Consider the following 14121-nt stretch of genomic DNA (forward strand, 5'->3'; position numbering starts at 1 on the left):
GCAAAGCGCGCGTGCTGAGCGGCGCTAGTCCGCTGCCCCGCCGTGCAGGCCCTGCACCGGCTGGCCCGCAATCGCCACCCGCCCGCGCGCCGCCGCAGCGAGGATCGGCTTGTCGAGCTTGGCATAGGCAGAGGGGCTCATCCCCATGAAACGCCGGAAGTCCCGCACGAAATGGGACTGGTCGTGATAGTGGCAATCGAGCGAGCCGATCCACCCCAGCGAGGGATCGAGCATGAAGCGCGCGAGGCTGCGCAGGAAGCGCTGGCGGCGCAGCAGCAGCTTGGGCGGAAAGCCGAAAGCGCGGCGCGACAGGCGCTCGATCGAACGGATGGTCATGCCCATGCGCTCGGCCAGCTGGGTTACGGCGACCAGTTCGGGATCGAGCAGCGCGTGGCTCAGCGCGGTCACTGCCGGATCGGGGGGGGCAACGCCTGCCAGCAGCGCTGCGACATGGTGCTCGATCAGCGCCAGCTCCTCGGCATAATCGCCGTCGCTGGCCGCCAGCGCGCGGGCGAGCGGGACGAAACCGGCAAACACCGGATCGACCGCCCCATCGACAAAGCGATCCGCATAGTCATCGGCCTGTGCAGCGAACAGCGCCGCCCAGCCCGCCGGCATCAGCCCGATCCCCCAGCACCGCCCCGACCGCATGCGGAAGCGCATCGCCCGGCTGGTCGGGCCGGTGACCGTGAAATCCGGACACGGCTGCGGCTCGCCCGGGCCGATCATCGAATGGGTCTCGGCCCCGGACAGAAAGCGCAAGTTCGCCCATTCGGGATGGAGATAGTCCTCCATCCACGGCGTGCGGGGCGAACACACGGCCTCGGTGCAGTAGAAGGTGGTGACATAGGGCGCGAGCGCAGCCGAAGGCAGGGCGAACCGCAACTTTACCGAACTGCCGCTTGCCGCATGCATGATGGCTGGACCTCCCTGCCCTGAAATCCCCGCATCCGTCATGCAGCCAGCGGCGCAATCCTTGCAATCCCCTACGTCAAGCGGACGGGGGGTTAGTTGATGAAATACACCATGCAGGGGGCTGGCCCAAAAGGGCCGTTCATATTGAACGCGTTAGATATGAACGGGTTGGCGCTCTAGCCCGCGTCCGAAGGCGGATCGAGCGTTTGCGCGGCGCTTTTCCATATCCGCGCGCGGGCCTCCATGAAGGAGGTCAGGATCGGGTGATCGAGCGCGGCATATTCGCTCGGGTTCATGGTCATGAACTCGCGGAACTCGCGGGTGAACTGCGCCTGGTCGTGATACATCGCATCCATCGCCTCGGTCCAGCGACCGGGGCGCTGGAGCATGAAGCTGGTGAGGCTGCGCATGAACCGCTGGCGGCGCATCAGCAGCTTGGGCGCAAAGCCGAAGGAGCGCTGGCAGATGCGCTCCAGCGTGCGGATGCTCATGGCGCAGGCATCGGCCAGATCGGTGACCGTTTCGTGCTCGCCCTCGACCAGTTCGGAATGGATGCGGCGGATGCGGGCATCGTCGCGGGCCGGGCGCATGGCCGCGTCCATCGCGGCGACGATGGCGGCGAACTGGTCTTCATGGCTCGCCTCGGGATCGCACAGCACCTTGTCGAGGCCCCTGAAGCGCGCAAAGGCCGGGTGAACAGCGCCATCACACACGAGATTGGCGCAGTCGCTCGCCTCGGCATCGATGAACCGCGCCCAGCCCAGCGGCAGGAAGCCCACGCCCCACATCCGCACCGGCCCGAGATCAAAGCGGCACGGCAGCGAGCTTGGCCCGGTGCCGACGAACCGAGCGCCATCGACCCGGTGCCCGCCGATCGCGGCGCTCGGCCCCTCGCCGCAGAAGAAACGGATATTGCCCCATTCGGGCTGGAGGTAGTCGGTCACGCGCTCGGCGGGCGCGGCGATGTCGTCCGTGCGCTCAAGCGTGAGGTGATAGAAGGTGGTGAAGCACCCCTCGAACCGCGCGGGCGGTTCACGGAATTCGGCTGTCAGCCGATAGGGCGCGGGGGCGGATCGCACACCCGGCACGGCGATGTGTCGTTCTTCCCCCATGCGCGCGGACATGCCGCAGCTGGCGCAATTCTACAAGGCCGGGGATGTGCTCCTGCGAAGGCTTGCCGGCAGGCGTGGCACGGATGCCACGAAAAAGGGCGGGTCTCCCGCAAAGGAGCCCGCCCTGATTTCGTGCCCGGGGTGAGCCCTGAGAAGTGGCTTACGCCGGCAAAGCTGCCTTCGCCTGAGCGATCACGGCCTTGAAGGCGCCGCCTTCGTTCATGGCGAGATCGGCCATCGCCTTGCGATCGAGCTCGATGCCGGCAAGCTTGATGCCGTGCATGAACTGCGAATACGTCAGACCTTCCACGCGGACAGCCGCGTTGATGCGCTGGATCCACAGGGCGCGGAAGGTCCGCTTCTTCACCTTGCGGTCGCGGTAGGCGTACTGGCCGGCCTTTTCGACCGCCTGACGAGCGATGCGGATGGTGTTCTTGCGGCGGCCGCGATAGCCCTTGGCCTGCTCCAGAATCCGCTTGTGCTTGGCGCGGGTGGTAACACCGCGTTTGATGCGTGACATATCAGTATATCCTTATCTTGAGGACGCGTGGGCCGTCAGGCCGCTCGCATCAATCGAGGCCGTAAGGCGCCCAGCGCTTGATGGTCGGCGTGTCGTTTTCCGACAGGACCGAGGTGCCGCGGTTGGTGCGGATATACTTCGCGTTGTGGCTGATCAGGCGGTGACGCTTGCCAGCGACGCCGTGCTTGACCTTGCCGGTGGCGGTGATCTTGAAGCGCTTCTTCACACCGCTCTTGGTCTTCAGCTTGGGCATTTTCATCTCCTTGTCGAGACACGTCGGAACCGGCCATGGCAGCCCTTGTCGCCAGGCTGGCTGATTGATTCGTGTCAGTGAAGTGCGCGCGCTTAGGCGGGAGGGGCACGAAAGGCAAGGGTTTTGGGGGCGGGGAAGTGCCTGTCAGATCATCACGCCGAGGCAATCCCGGCCTTGTCCGCTGGCGTCTCGACCGGCAGATCGCGGTCGACCCGCTCGGAATAGCGATCGACGAGGCTGTCGGCGTGCGGTCGCAGCAACACTGTGAAGCGCACCAGTTCCTCCATGACATCGACGATCCGGTCGTAGTAGCTCGACGGCTTCATCCGCCCGGCTTCGTCGAACTCCTCATAGGCCTTGGGGATGGACGACTGGTTGGGGATGGTGAACATCCGCATCCAGCGTCCGAGGATACGCAGCGTGTTGACGGTGTTGAAGCTCTGCGAACCGGCGTTGACCTGCATCACGGCGAGGGTGCGGCCCTGCGTCGGGCGCAAGCCCTTATAGGCGAGCGGCAGGTGATCGATCTGCGCTTTCATGATGCCGGTGATGGTGCCGTGCCGCTCCGGGCTGCACCACACCTGCGCTTCGGACCACAGCGAATGTTCGCGCAATTCGTGCACGGCGGGGTGATCGTCGCCCGCGCATTGATCGGGCAGCGGCAGGTCGGAGGGATCGAAGATGCGCGTCTCGCAACCGAAGAATTGCAGCAGCCGCGCTGCCTCCTCCACCGCAAGGCGCGAGAACGAGCGCTCCCTGAGCGAACCGTAAAGCAGCAGCACGCGCGGCGGCGGGTCGAGCGACCCAAGGCCCAGCGCCGGGCGGGCATGGACATATTCCGGCTTCAGCGCAGGCATATGCGCCGGATCGGGCAGCGCACGCAGGCGGATCGGGGAGACGGCGTCGCTCATCAGGCAGCCCCTTCCATCGCGCCGATGTCGGCAAGGGCGGCCTGCAAGGCCCGCGCGTCCAGCGCTGCGCGGTCGAGCGCGAGGAAGGCCTTAACGCGCATTTCCAGCAGCCGCCAAGTTTCCTCGAACGCGGCATCGACCTCGGCGTCGCTGCCGCTGGCATCAGCGGGATCGGGCAGGCCCCAATGGGCTTTCAGCGGGCTGCCAAGGAACACCGGGCAGGCCTCGCCTGCGGCGTTGCCGCAGACGGTGATCGCAAGGTCGATTGGCGGCGCAGCGGGGTCTGTGAACTCGCTCCAGCTCTTGGAACGGAACGCCGCCGTGTCGATCCCGCGCCGCGCCAGCAACCGCAGCGCGCCCGGATGCGGCACGCCCTTGGGTTTGCTGCCGGCGCTGAAGGCCTGCACATGGCCTTCGCCCAAAAGATTGAACAACGCCTCGCCAAGGATGGAGCGGGCGGAATTGCCGGTGCACAGCACCAGAACCGTGAAGGGCTTGTCGTTCATGAAAGGCCTCAGTTCAGGGGCTCGCAGGCCAGCCCTGCGATCAGGTCGGAGCACATTTCGGGCATCCCCTGACAGCAATCCTGCATCAGGAAGGTCAGCAGGGAGCGCATACCGGCAAAGTCGGTGCGGTAATGGATCAGGCGGCTTTCACGCTCGGACTGGACCAGACCGGCGCGCTCCAACGTGGCGAGGTGATGCGACATGGTCGAGGGCGGCACACCGCAATGTTCCGCAATTGCCCCCGCGATCATGCCGTCATGGCCGGCCCTGACCAGCAACCGGAAGACTCGCAGCCGGGTTTCATGGGCCAGCGCTCCAAGCGCATCGACTGCCCAGGCCTGTGTGTTGATATCATCCATAGGCATCACCTTTCGAGAATTATCGAAATACTGCCTGACGCAACGGGATCAAGCCATAATTCGAGAATTATCGAAATTTTTGATGTCCATTGCTGCACTTCGAAGGCCTGCGAATACTGATCGGCAACCACCGCGACCACTTCGGGCTCGCTTCCAGAACGGCAACTTTGGGCAAGCATCAGCCGATAGCGGCCGCGCCCCTCATCCCCTCAGCGGCCAGCAAGCCCCTGCAAGCCCAGCGGCGCATAATCGCCGATCGCCAGTTGCTCGAACACGCCCATGCCCGTCTCGCCCCCCGGCCCTTCGACCTGGCAGAGCATCTGGACGTGGAGGTTATCGGGGCGGGCCGGATCGATCTCGGCCAGCACGATATCCTCGCGCTCGACCTCAAGCGGCCCGTGATCGAGCCCGTGGCCCCACTTGGGCGAGGTATAGCCGAGGCCGCGCATCTGGAAGCGGGCCACGGGGGTCAGGCGGAAGCTCTCCTCCCCCACCGCCAGTGTGCTTGCGTCAGGCCAGCGGGTGCCGGGGGCGAGCTGTGTTTCAATTTGCGGCGTGTGGCTCTCGGTAAAGCCGTCCGCCCCGGCGCCATCGGGCGCGATCACCGCGCGGGTGTTCCACGGGGTGCCATCGGCATGGGCGTTGAGGTGGAAGAACAGGCTGCGCGCGGGCAGGTTCACCGGCGTCCATTGCCAGAAGAACTGCGGCACGGCGCGCCCGGCGAACTGGGGATCGGCGGCACCGATGGGGCGCACGCCCCAGCTGCGATCGCGCGTGCCCATGCTGCCCGCCGCCAGCGCCTCGCGCACGCCATCGACTTCGATCCAGCCGGTGTAATGCCCGTTCTGGGTGAGGCGGGTGTAGTCCATCACCGTGCGCGGGCCGACCCGCCAGGTAAAGCGCGGCTCCGCAATCGGAAAGGCGCGGCCTGTAAAGGTGATGTCGGCGGCGACCCCCTCCCCATCGACGATCACCCGCAGCGATTGCAGCGGCTCCACCACCTCGATCCGGATCGGCCCGCAGGCCAGCTCCATCCGCTCCATGCCCAGCTTGCGACTGGCATGAAGGCAGTGCTGCACGCCGTTCCTGACGATGCAGAAATGCGCATCGGCCACGTCGAGATGCGGGTAGATGCCGAAGGCCGCGGCAAAGAAGCTGCTGCCGTCCGGCGCATAGCCGTTGAAGAAATAGCGGTCGTAGAAATTGCGGTCGGTGCCTGCGAAGGCCACCGGATCGGGCGTCTGGTGGATCGGGTAATCATCCCCCCGGCTCAGAACCATCGCGTCATCCTTTCTGCATCAGGTCGAGGCTGCCGTGCTCAAGGCACAGCGCGCAGGCGCCGCGCGCCATCGACAGAAAATTGGCATCGCCGCGCTCGGTGCGCACCACGAAGGCGGCGCTGAACACGGCGGTCGAGACCCCGTGGAGCGCGCCCACGACATAGTCGCGCCAGATCGCATCGCGGCTCATAGGCACGCCGCGCGCGGTCATCTCGGCGCAGTAGAGATCGAGTAGTTCGCCCTCGTGCGCACGGCGCAAGGCATCGCCAATGCCGCAGCCGAGGAAATAGCCGATATCGGTGAGCCCGTTGCCGATGGTGAGGGTCTGCCAGTCGAGCACCGCAATGGCTTCCGCCCCGCCCTTGATGTCGAACAGCAGGTTGTCGAGCCGGAAGTCGCCATGGACGAGGCTGATGGCCTCGCTCACCCGGTCGGTGGTGGCGGTGTGTTCGGCCAGCGCCTCGCACAGCGCCATGTATTCCGGTTCGAGCACACCCGCATAGCGTTCGCGGAAGATCGCCTGCGCCTGGGGGTAGAGCGCCTTGACCTTGGCGGCTGCTTCGGGATCGGGCTGGAGCCAGTCGGCATCGAGGATCGCCCGGTTGTGCCAGCTCGGCGCGTGGAGCGCGGCGGCCTGCACAATCCCGGCGCGGGCATCGGCGATGGAGCAGCCCGCAATCTGGTTGCCCCCGCGCGCGGGCGCGAGGTCTTCAAACAGCAGGCAGAAGCTCGCCCCGTCATCGGCAATCTCGGCAAACAGGGCCTTGGGCGTGCGCACCGGCAATTGCGGGGCAAGATCGCGGTAGAAGCGCACTTCCTTGGTGTAGAGGCCGAGCATTGCTGCCGTGCCGCGACTGGTGGGATCGGCGGCGGCGAACTTGCCCGCGATCGTCTGCGGCCCCGCGCCATCGCCAAAATCGAGCGTGAAGCGCACCGAATCGCCCACCTGACCGGTGCCGATGGGCTCCCAGCGCCAGCGCTCCGGCACACGGCCCAGCACCGCGCCCCACCAATCATCGGTGATATCGTCCGGATGCGCCGGAAATCCGCTCATTCTGCCCTCTCCCGACACCGGGGTAGCAGCCGAGCGACGCGGGGCCTAGCCCCCTAACCCATGGCTTCAAGCACATCCTCAAGCCGCGCGGGATCGCCCAGGGCGATGACCGTGCCGTCGGAGCCGGCATCGAGCGGATTGCCCTGCCAATCGGCCATCATCCCGCCCGCGCCCTCCACCACCGGCACCAGCGCGGCGTAGTCGTAGAGCTTGAGGCCCGCCTCGATCACCACGTCGATATGGCCCGACGCGACGAGGCCGTAATTGTAGCAGTCCCCGCCGAACACGATCTTCTTTTCGGCCACTGTCTTGGCGACCGACATGAAGGCGTCGGCCTCTTCATTGGTGAAGAGGTGCGGGCTGGTGGTGGCAAGCACCGCGTCGGAGAGCTCCTTCAGAGGCTTGGTGGCGGCAGGCTTGCCGTTGAACAGGGTCGGCTGACCGATGGCCCCCACCCAACGCTCGCCCGCGATCGGCTGGTCTATGATGCCGAGCACCGGCCAGCCGTCCTGCAACAAGGCGATCAGCGTGCCGAAGATCGGGCGGCCGGCGATGAAGCTGGTGGTGCCGTCGATCGGATCGAGCACCCACTGGCGGCCAGCGCCTTCGTTGCGGGTGCCATATTCCTCGCCGATGATGCCGTCGGCAGGGAAGGTGGTTTCGATGAGAGCGCGCATCGCGGCCTCGGCAGCGCGGTCCGCCTCGGTGACGAAGCTCCGGTCGGCCTTGCGCTCATGGCTCCATTGCCCGCGAAACAGCGGACGGATCGCAGCCCCCGCCGCATCGGCAAGGCGCAGAGCAAGGGCGAGGTCTTTATCGGTCATGCTCAAGCTTCCGTTCGCCTCGAGCGGCGTCGAGAGGCGATAGCGCAGGTCTGGCGTGTCTCGACTTCGCTCGACACGAACGGGATCAGATCAATCGAAGAGGCTCGAAACCGAGCTTTCATCCGCAATCCGGCGGATCGCTTCACCGATCAGCGGCGCGATGGTGAGCACGCGGATGCGGTCGGAGGCATCGGTGGCTTCGGTCGGGCGGATCGAATCGGTGATCACCAGTTCCTTCAGCGCCGAGCCGTTGATGCGCGCCACCGCACCGCCCGACAGAACGCCGTGGGTGATATAGGCCGCGACCGACTTGGCCCCGCCCGCCAGCAGCGCTTCGGCCGCGTTGCACAGGGTGCCGCCCGAATCGATGATGTCGTCGATCAGGATGCAGTGGCGGCCCGAAACGTCACCGATGATGTTCATCACTTCGGATTCGCCCGGGCGATCACGGCGCTTGTCGACGATCGCGAGCGGGGCATTGTCGAGCCGCTTGGCGAGCGCGCGGGCGCGCACCACGCCGCCGACGTCGGGCGAGACCACCATCAGCGCCTGATCGCCGTAACGCGCCTGAATATCGGCGGCCATCACGGGGGCGGCGTAGAGATTGTCGGTCGGGATATCGAAGAAGCCCTGGATCTGCCCGGCGTGGAGATCGACCGCGAGCACGCGGTCAGCGCCGGCCTGGGTGATCAGATTGGCGACCAGCTTGGCCGAGATCGGCGTGCGCGGGCCGGGCTTGCGGTCCTGCCGGGCGTAGCCGAAATAGGGCACCACCGCCGTGATCCGCTTGGCCGAAGCGCGGCGCAGCGCATCGATGCAGATCAGCAGTTCCATCAGGTTGTCGTTGGCCGGGAAGCTCGTCGGCTGGACCACGAACACGTCCTCGCCGCGCACGTTCTCGTGGATTTCGACGAAGACTTCCTCGTCGGCAAAGCGCCGCACGCTCGCATCGGTCAGCGGGATTTCGAGATAGGCCGCAATGGCCCGGGCGAGCGGCAGGTTCGAATTGCCGGACATGATCTTCATGGCGCGCGAATCCCCGAGGGCTGGTGGAGCCCACCGCCTAGCCTTTGGTCACGGGATTGCAACAACCGAGCGGCGGTTGTCGTCAGCTGCGCAGGCGGTCAGCGCGGCGGGCGCGGGAACAGCACCGGCGTGCGCGCGACATAGGCCTGCCATGCCGGATCATCGCCCCAGCGCTTTTTCGCAATGGCATCGAGCAGGTTGATCCCGCTCACCCGCGTCAGCAGCAGCGCCACAAACACCGGCGAGAACACCACCAGCCAGCCCGTGCCCGACAGCTGCGGCAGGGCAATCACGAGGATGCCTGCCCACAGCGTGATCTCGCCGAAATAGTTGGGATGCTGCGACCATGCCCACAGGCCGGAGGTGATGAATGTGCCGTGATTGGCGGGATCAGCGCGGAAGCGGCGCTTCTGATCATCGGCGATCACCTCGAAGGCGAACCCAATCACCCACAGCGCCGTCCCTGCCCAGAAGAAGGCATCAAGCTGGCGCGGCTCGGGCGATGTGATGATCACCAGCGCAGCCGAGGCGGTGAAGATCACCCAGCAGGCCTGCAAGGTCCACGCCACCAGAAAGCGCGGCGGGTTCACCTTGATCTTCTCGAACCGCACATCCGTGCCGCCCGCAGCGTGGATGCGGGTGAACAGGAAGGAGCCAAGGCGCACCGTCCAGATGCCCACCATCCCCGCGACCGCCAGAGCCTGCAGCTCCAGCGCACCGCGCAACTCGTAAGTGGCGAAGCAGGCCGTGGCCGTAACGCTCAGATAGGTGAGCGCCCCGGTGGTGTCGTAGTAGCGGTCCGACTGGAACAGCGCGGCGGGGATAAAGGCGAGCCAGTTCACCCCGAAGGCGATCAGCGCACAGACGAATACCGCCGGAAGGCCTGCGAAGGGCAGCGAGCCGCTCCCCGCAAACCACGCGAAGGCAAGGCCGAGGATGCTGGCCACCAGCACCACCACCAGACTGCGCGCGGCATGCTGGAACGACATGGCTACCGCCCCCGCGCCCGCTTACGCCAGCGCGACGTGGCGCTTGAGATGATGATCGACGTTGCCGAATTCGCTGTCGAAGATCGTCAGGCGCTTGAAGTAGTGGCCGATGGCATATTCGTCGGTCACGCCGTTGCCGCCGTGGATCTGCACCGCTTCCTGCCCGATCAGCCGCGCCGACTGGCCCACGCCGACCTTCGCCGCCGAGACCGCCTGCTTGCGGGTGCGTTCGTCCGAACCCAAACGCAGGGTGGCGAGATAGGTCAGCGAGACGGCGGTTTCGTAGGCCGTGTACATGTCGACCATGCGGTGCTGGAGCACCTGGAAGGTGCCGATCGGCACGCCGAACTGCTTGCGCTGGCGGCTGTATTCCACCGTCATGCTATGTGCGACCTTCATCGCCCCGCAGGCCTCGGCGCACAGGGCGGCGATGGCTTCGTCGGTGACGAGCTCGATCAGGGCAAGGCCTGCGCCTTCCTCGCCGATCAGCGCATCGGCGCCAATCGCGACGTTCTCGAAATAGACTTCCGAAGCGCGGCGGCCATCGACCGTCACGTAATCGCGGGTGGTGATCCCGGCCGCGTCCTTGGCGACCACGAACACCGACACGCCCTCGCGGTCGCGCCGTGCGCCGCCGGTGCGGGCGGTGACGACGAGATGGCTCGCCCAGGGCGCGCCGATCACGACCGCCTTGTGGCCGTTCAGCACATAGCCTGCGCCGTCCTTGGTCGCGGTGGTTTCAAGATCGGCATAGTCATAGCGCCCGCGCGGTTCGGCATAGGCGAAGGCAAACACGGCGCTGCCCGCCACGATGCCGCCGATATGCTCTTCCTTCTGGGCAGCGGTGCCGGCGTGCTTGAGGAAGCCGCCCGCACAGACCACGGTCGGGACAAACGGCTCGACCACCAGGCCCTTGCCGAATTCCTGGCAGATCACCATCGCATCGACCGCACCGCCGCCAAAGCCGCCATCGGCCTCGGAGAAGGGCATGCCGAGGATGCCGAGTTCAGCCAGCTGCGCCCACACTTCCGGCCGCCAGCCGGCTGCGCTGGCGATCGCCTTGCGCCGGGTTTCCCAGTCATACTGCTCGCGCACCAGCCGCGACAGGCCGTCGCGCACCATGTCCTGTTCTTCGGTGAAGTTGAAGTCCACGTGTTCTCTCCCGTCCCGTGCCTTAGAGGCCGAGGATCATCTTGGTGATGATGTTGCGCTGGATTTCGTTCGATCCGCCATAGATCGAGGTCTTGCGCATGTTGAAATAGGTCGCCGCGGCGTGCTGCGCGTGGGCGGGGCCGACGGGGAATTCGTTGGTCCCCGTGTCATTGGCGATCTCGCCATAGAAAGGCGCACCATAGGTGCCGACCGCTTCCAGCGTCAGTTCGGTGAGGCGTTGCTGGATTTCGGTGCCCTTGATCTTGAGGATCGAGCTTTCCGGCCCCGGGCCCTTGCCCGCCTGCTCGCCCGCGAGCGTGCGCAGTTCGGTGATTTCCAGCGCGGCGAGATCGATCTCGAGCTGGCTGACCTTCTTGGCGAAGTCGAAATCCTTGATCAGCGGCTCGCCATAGGCGGTCTCGTTCGCGGCGATCTCGCGCAGCTTCTCGATCCCGCGCTTCGAACGCGCGACACCGGCGATGCCAGAACGTTCATGCGCGAGCAGGAACTTGGCATAGGTCCAGCCCTTGTTCTCCACGCCGACGAGGTTCTCGACCGGCACGCGCACATCGGTGAGCCAGGTCTCGTTGACCTCGTAGCCGCCGTCGAGCAGCTTGATCGGCTTCACTTCCACACCGGGCGTCTTCATGTCGACGAGGATGAAGCTGATGCCTTCCTGCTGCTTGGCAGTCGAATCGGTGCGGCACAGGAAGAAGCCCCAGTCGGCGTGCTGGGCGAGCGTCGTCCAGGTCTTCTGGCCGTTGATGACATAGTGATCGCCGTCACGCACCGCGGTGGTCTTGAGGCTCGCAAGGTCGGAACCCGCGCCCGGCTCGGAATAGCCCTGGCACCACCACACTTCGCCGCTGCGGATGCCCGGCAGGTGCCTGGCCTTCTGCTCTTCCGAACCGAAGGTGTAGATGACGGGTCCGACCATCGAGACGCCGAAGGGCAGCGGCATGAAGGTGTTGGCGCGGGCGTTTTCTTCCGACCAGATGTAGCGCTGGGTCGGGGTCCAGCCGGTGCCGCCGTACTCCACCGGCCATGCGGGAACCGACCAGCCCTTGCGGCCGAGGATCTTGTGCCACGCGACCATTTCCTCGCGGGTCATGTCCTCGCGCATGCCGAAATCGCCCAGTTCCTTGGGATGGTTCTCGGCAATGAAGGCGCGCACTTCGTCGCGGAAGGCCTGCTCTTCGGGGGTGAATTCGAGGTTCATGGGTCTCGCTCTCCGTCAATAGCTCTTGCTTTGCCATGCCTCTTGTCACGGGATTTTGCCCGCGAAAAGGGGCAATCTGTTGCGAAATGTGCGCGCGCGCCGCCGCGATTGCATGGCGTGCAATCACGAGCGGCAGCAAGGCGAGAATGCCGTAGCGTCGGGCGAGCCGACACCCGGACGATCAGGGAATGCGGTGTTCCCCGCGAATCCACCCGGAGTCCCGGTTTTTGGTGCGGGGCACCGCCGCGCTTGCGGTGACGGCGGCTCGTGTCATCGGATCAGGGAATGCGGTGTTCGCCTCTGATCCAGCGCACCGTTCCTGAGGAGGCGCGCATGACCACGCTTTCGGTGGTGAGGATGGTCTCGCCGGTCGGCTTGCGCTTGCGCTTCACCCCGTCGAGCAGCGAGCCGCTCGTCACGCCGGTCGCCGCGAAGATGCAGTCGCCCTTGGCGAGGTCTTCGAGCTTGTAGATGCGGTCAAGGTCGGTGATGCCCCATTTGCGGGCGCGGGCCTTCTCGTCCTCGTTGCGGAACACCAGACGGCCGTTGAACTGCCCGCCGACGCAGCGCAGCGCGGCTGCCGCGAGCACGCCTTCGGGGGCGCCGCCCTGGCCCATATACATGTCGACCGTGGTTTCCTCGTCGGTCACCGCGATCACGCCCGCCACGTCGCCATCGCCGATCAGCACCACGCCGCAGCCCAGCGCGCGAAGCTCGGCGATCAGCGCGGCATGGCGCGGACGATCAAGCACGCAGACATTGATCTGCGCCGGATCGACGCCCTTGGCCGCCGCCACAGCCAGCACATTCTCGGTCGGCGATTTGGCGAGATCGATGATGCCTTCGGGATAGCCCGGGCCGACCGCCAGCTTGTCCATATAGGTGTCGGGCGCGTTCAGCAGGCAGCCTTCTTCCGCCGCCGCCAGCACTGCGAGCGCATTGGGCCCGGCCTTGGCGGTGATGGTGGTGCCTTCGAGCGGGTCCAAGGCAATGTCGATCTTCGGACCTTTGCCCATGCCGACCTTTTCGCCGATGAACAGCATCGGGGCCTCGTCACGCTCGCCCTCGCCGATCACCACGGTGCCGTCGATATAGAGGTTGTCGAAGGCGCGGCGCATGGCTTCCACGGCGGCGGCATCGGCGGCCTTTTCATCCCCGCGACCGATCAGCTGCGCAGCAGCAATCGCCGCCGCTTCGGTGACGCGCACCATTTCCAGCACCAGCACGCGCTGGATCGCATTGTCCGCAGCGGCTTGCTTGGCGGTGTCTGCATCGGTATCGGTCGAGGAGTTCATGCGCAATTCAGCCTTTTATCGCTCTGGTCACATCCAGACCATGTATCGCCCCGGCGCATAAGCGGATGGAGACGGGTTTGTCGAGCAATGCCATACCCGTCGTGTCGGGTTTTCACACTGTCCTGACGGCCGCCGCGCTGGTGCTGGCGGCTCCTGTGGCCGCGCAGGATGACACCGCAGCGACTCAGGCCGCGACTCCGGTGCCTGCGACAACCGAGGTCCCGGTGCGCCCCCGCGTCAACCTGATGGTCACCGTCCCGCGCGGCGAGGTCAATCAGGCACAGGCCAAGGAATGTGTCGACCGCGCCGATGCGGGCGCGATCAGCGGCGAGATCGTGGTCTGCCGCGAAGTCGGGAGTGATACCTCCGCCCTCACCGGAGACCGCGCCGCCTCGCAGAAGCGTTACGCGCAGGAAACCGCCTTCAAGGGTGCCCCGCGCGCGCCGGAGGCTTTCGGGATTGCCGATAACGGCAAGGGCATCGGCTTCGGCGGTGCGCCGCCGCCCGCGCTGATGATCGATGTGGCCGCCCTGCCCAAGGCCCCCGCCGGTTCCGATGCGGACCGGATCGCCCGCGGCTTGCCGCCGCTCAACGAGAATACCAACCTCTCCGAAGAGGAAGAAAAGGCGCGGCGCGAGGCAGCCGGGATCAAGACGGTCGTGCCGCCGCGCGCAGGCTCCAAGAAGCGGAAGGGCGGATAGGAGCA

At 66.1% G+C, this 14121-nt stretch carries 16 protein-coding genes; 1 reads left to right on the forward strand and 15 read right to left on the reverse strand.

Annotated features, from left to right (window positions below; translation table 11 throughout):
* Nucleotides 1–24: 24 nt before the first annotated feature.
* From RSE14_RS08670 to glpX, 15 genes are all read right to left on the reverse strand, one after another.
* On the reverse strand, nt 25–915 hold the full coding sequence (locus RSE14_RS08670; RefSeq protein ID WP_324072775.1) for an AraC family transcriptional regulator: 891 nt from the start codon (nt 913–915) through the stop codon (nt 25–27).
* A gap of 176 nt (nt 916–1091) precedes the next feature.
* A complete protein-coding gene (locus tag RSE14_RS08675) occupies nt 1092–2039 on the reverse strand; it encodes a helix-turn-helix domain-containing protein (protein ID WP_324072777.1) in 948 nt (315 codons plus the stop codon).
* A 148-nt stretch (nt 2040–2187) separates the two neighbouring features.
* The gene (gene rplT, locus RSE14_RS08680) at nt 2188–2547 is read right to left on the reverse strand and encodes a 50S ribosomal protein L20 (protein WP_324072779.1); all 360 of its coding nucleotides are present in this window, start codon (nt 2545–2547) and stop codon (nt 2188–2190) included.
* A gap of 49 nt (nt 2548–2596) precedes the next feature.
* The gene (gene rpmI, locus RSE14_RS08685; RefSeq protein WP_068865903.1) at nt 2597–2800 is read right to left on the reverse strand and encodes a 50S ribosomal protein L35; all 204 of its coding nucleotides are present in this window, start codon (nt 2798–2800) and stop codon (nt 2597–2599) included.
* Between the two features lie 152 nt (nt 2801–2952).
* Nucleotides 2953–3711 carry an arsenical resistance protein ArsH gene (arsH, locus tag RSE14_RS08690; protein ID WP_324072782.1) on the reverse strand — a complete coding sequence of 253 codons (759 nt, stop codon included), beginning with the start codon at nt 3709–3711 and terminating at the stop codon, nt 2953–2955.
* The gene (locus tag RSE14_RS08695) at nt 3711–4217 is read right to left on the reverse strand and encodes an arsenate reductase ArsC (protein ID WP_324072785.1); all 507 of its coding nucleotides are present in this window, start codon (nt 4215–4217) and stop codon (nt 3711–3713) included. The genes arsH and RSE14_RS08695 overlap by 1 nt, the downstream gene beginning before the upstream one ends.
* A gap of 8 nt (nt 4218–4225) precedes the next feature.
* Entirely contained in the window at nt 4226–4576 is a 351-nt protein-coding gene (locus RSE14_RS08700; protein ID WP_324072787.1) for an ArsR/SmtB family transcription factor, read from the reverse strand.
* Between the two features lie 209 nt (nt 4577–4785).
* Nucleotides 4786–5856: an Rv3169 family protein gene (locus tag RSE14_RS08705; RefSeq protein ID WP_324072789.1), complete on the reverse strand. Its 1071-nt coding sequence runs from the start codon at nt 5854–5856 to the stop codon at nt 4786–4788.
* Between the two features lie 4 nt (nt 5857–5860).
* A complete protein-coding gene (locus RSE14_RS08710; RefSeq protein ID WP_324072791.1) occupies nt 5861–6910 on the reverse strand; it encodes a phosphotransferase in 1050 nt (349 codons plus the stop codon).
* Between the two features lie 53 nt (nt 6911–6963).
* Nucleotides 6964–7734 (reverse strand): histidinol-phosphatase, encoded by a 771-nt coding sequence (gene hisN, locus RSE14_RS08715; protein WP_324072793.1) that lies wholly within the window; start codon nt 7732–7734, stop codon nt 6964–6966.
* Between the two features lie 90 nt (nt 7735–7824).
* Nucleotides 7825–8760, reverse strand: a complete 936-nt coding sequence (locus RSE14_RS08720; RefSeq protein WP_324072794.1) for a ribose-phosphate pyrophosphokinase — start codon at nt 8758–8760, stop codon at nt 7825–7827.
* Between the two features lie 98 nt (nt 8761–8858).
* Nucleotides 8859–9749 (reverse strand): DUF1295 domain-containing protein, encoded by an 891-nt coding sequence (locus RSE14_RS08725; RefSeq protein WP_324072796.1) that lies wholly within the window; start codon nt 9747–9749, stop codon nt 8859–8861.
* Nucleotides 9750–9770: 21 nt separating this feature from the next.
* Nucleotides 9771–10901: an acyl-CoA dehydrogenase family protein gene (locus RSE14_RS08730; protein ID WP_324072798.1), complete on the reverse strand. Its 1131-nt coding sequence runs from the start codon at nt 10899–10901 to the stop codon at nt 9771–9773.
* 22 nt (nt 10902–10923) lie between these two features.
* Nucleotides 10924–12120: an acyl-CoA dehydrogenase family protein gene (locus RSE14_RS08735; protein WP_324072800.1), complete on the reverse strand. Its 1197-nt coding sequence runs from the start codon at nt 12118–12120 to the stop codon at nt 10924–10926.
* Between the two features lie 278 nt (nt 12121–12398).
* Entirely contained in the window at nt 12399–13415 is a 1017-nt protein-coding gene (gene glpX / locus RSE14_RS08740) for a class II fructose-bisphosphatase (RefSeq protein ID WP_324072802.1), read from the reverse strand.
* A 101-nt stretch (nt 13416–13516) separates the two neighbouring features.
* Between glpX and RSE14_RS08745 the strand changes: the two genes are divergently transcribed.
* Nucleotides 13517–14116, forward strand: a complete 600-nt coding sequence (locus RSE14_RS08745) for a hypothetical protein (RefSeq protein ID WP_324072804.1) — start codon at nt 13517–13519, stop codon at nt 14114–14116.
* The last annotated feature ends 5 nt before the right edge of the window (nt 14117–14121 follow it).

The organism is Erythrobacter sp., assembly GCF_035194505.1.
Lineage (GTDB): Bacteria > Pseudomonadota > Alphaproteobacteria > Sphingomonadales > Sphingomonadaceae > Erythrobacter.

Coding starts and splice junctions, on each gene's coding strand:
- RSE14_RS08670 (WP_324072775.1), bottom strand. CDS start 915: ATGCATGCGGCAAGCGGCAGTTCGGTAAAGTTGCGGTTCGCCCTGCCT.
- RSE14_RS08675 (WP_324072777.1), bottom strand. CDS start 2,039: ATGTCCGCGCGCATGGGGGAAGAACGACACATCGCCGTGCCGGGTGTG.
- rplT (WP_324072779.1), bottom strand. CDS start 2,547: ATGTCACGCATCAAACGCGGTGTTACCACCCGCGCCAAGCACAAGCGG.
- rpmI (WP_068865903.1), bottom strand. CDS start 2,800: ATGCCCAAGCTGAAGACCAAGAGCGGTGTGAAGAAGCGCTTCAAGATC.
- arsH (WP_324072782.1), bottom strand. CDS start 3,711: ATGAGCGACGCCGTCTCCCCGATCCGCCTGCGTGCGCTGCCCGATCCG.
- RSE14_RS08695 (WP_324072785.1), bottom strand. CDS start 4,217: ATGAACGACAAGCCCTTCACGGTTCTGGTGCTGTGCACCGGCAATTCC.
- RSE14_RS08700 (WP_324072787.1), bottom strand. CDS start 4,576: ATGGATGATATCAACACACAGGCCTGGGCAGTCGATGCGCTTGGAGCG.
- RSE14_RS08705 (WP_324072789.1), bottom strand. CDS start 5,856: ATGGTTCTGAGCCGGGGGGATGATTACCCGATCCACCAGACGCCCGAT.
- RSE14_RS08710 (WP_324072791.1), bottom strand. CDS start 6,910: ATGAGCGGATTTCCGGCGCATCCGGACGATATCACCGATGATTGGTGG.
- hisN (WP_324072793.1), bottom strand. CDS start 7,734: ATGACCGATAAAGACCTCGCCCTTGCTCTGCGCCTTGCCGATGCGGCG.
- RSE14_RS08720 (WP_324072794.1), bottom strand. CDS start 8,760: ATGAAGATCATGTCCGGCAATTCGAACCTGCCGCTCGCCCGGGCCATT.
- RSE14_RS08725 (WP_324072796.1), bottom strand. CDS start 9,749: ATGTCGTTCCAGCATGCCGCGCGCAGTCTGGTGGTGGTGCTGGTGGCC.
- RSE14_RS08735 (WP_324072800.1), bottom strand. CDS start 12,120: ATGAACCTCGAATTCACCCCCGAAGAGCAGGCCTTCCGCGACGAAGTG.
- glpX (WP_324072802.1), bottom strand. CDS start 13,415: ATGAACTCCTCGACCGATACCGATGCAGACACCGCCAAGCAAGCCGCT.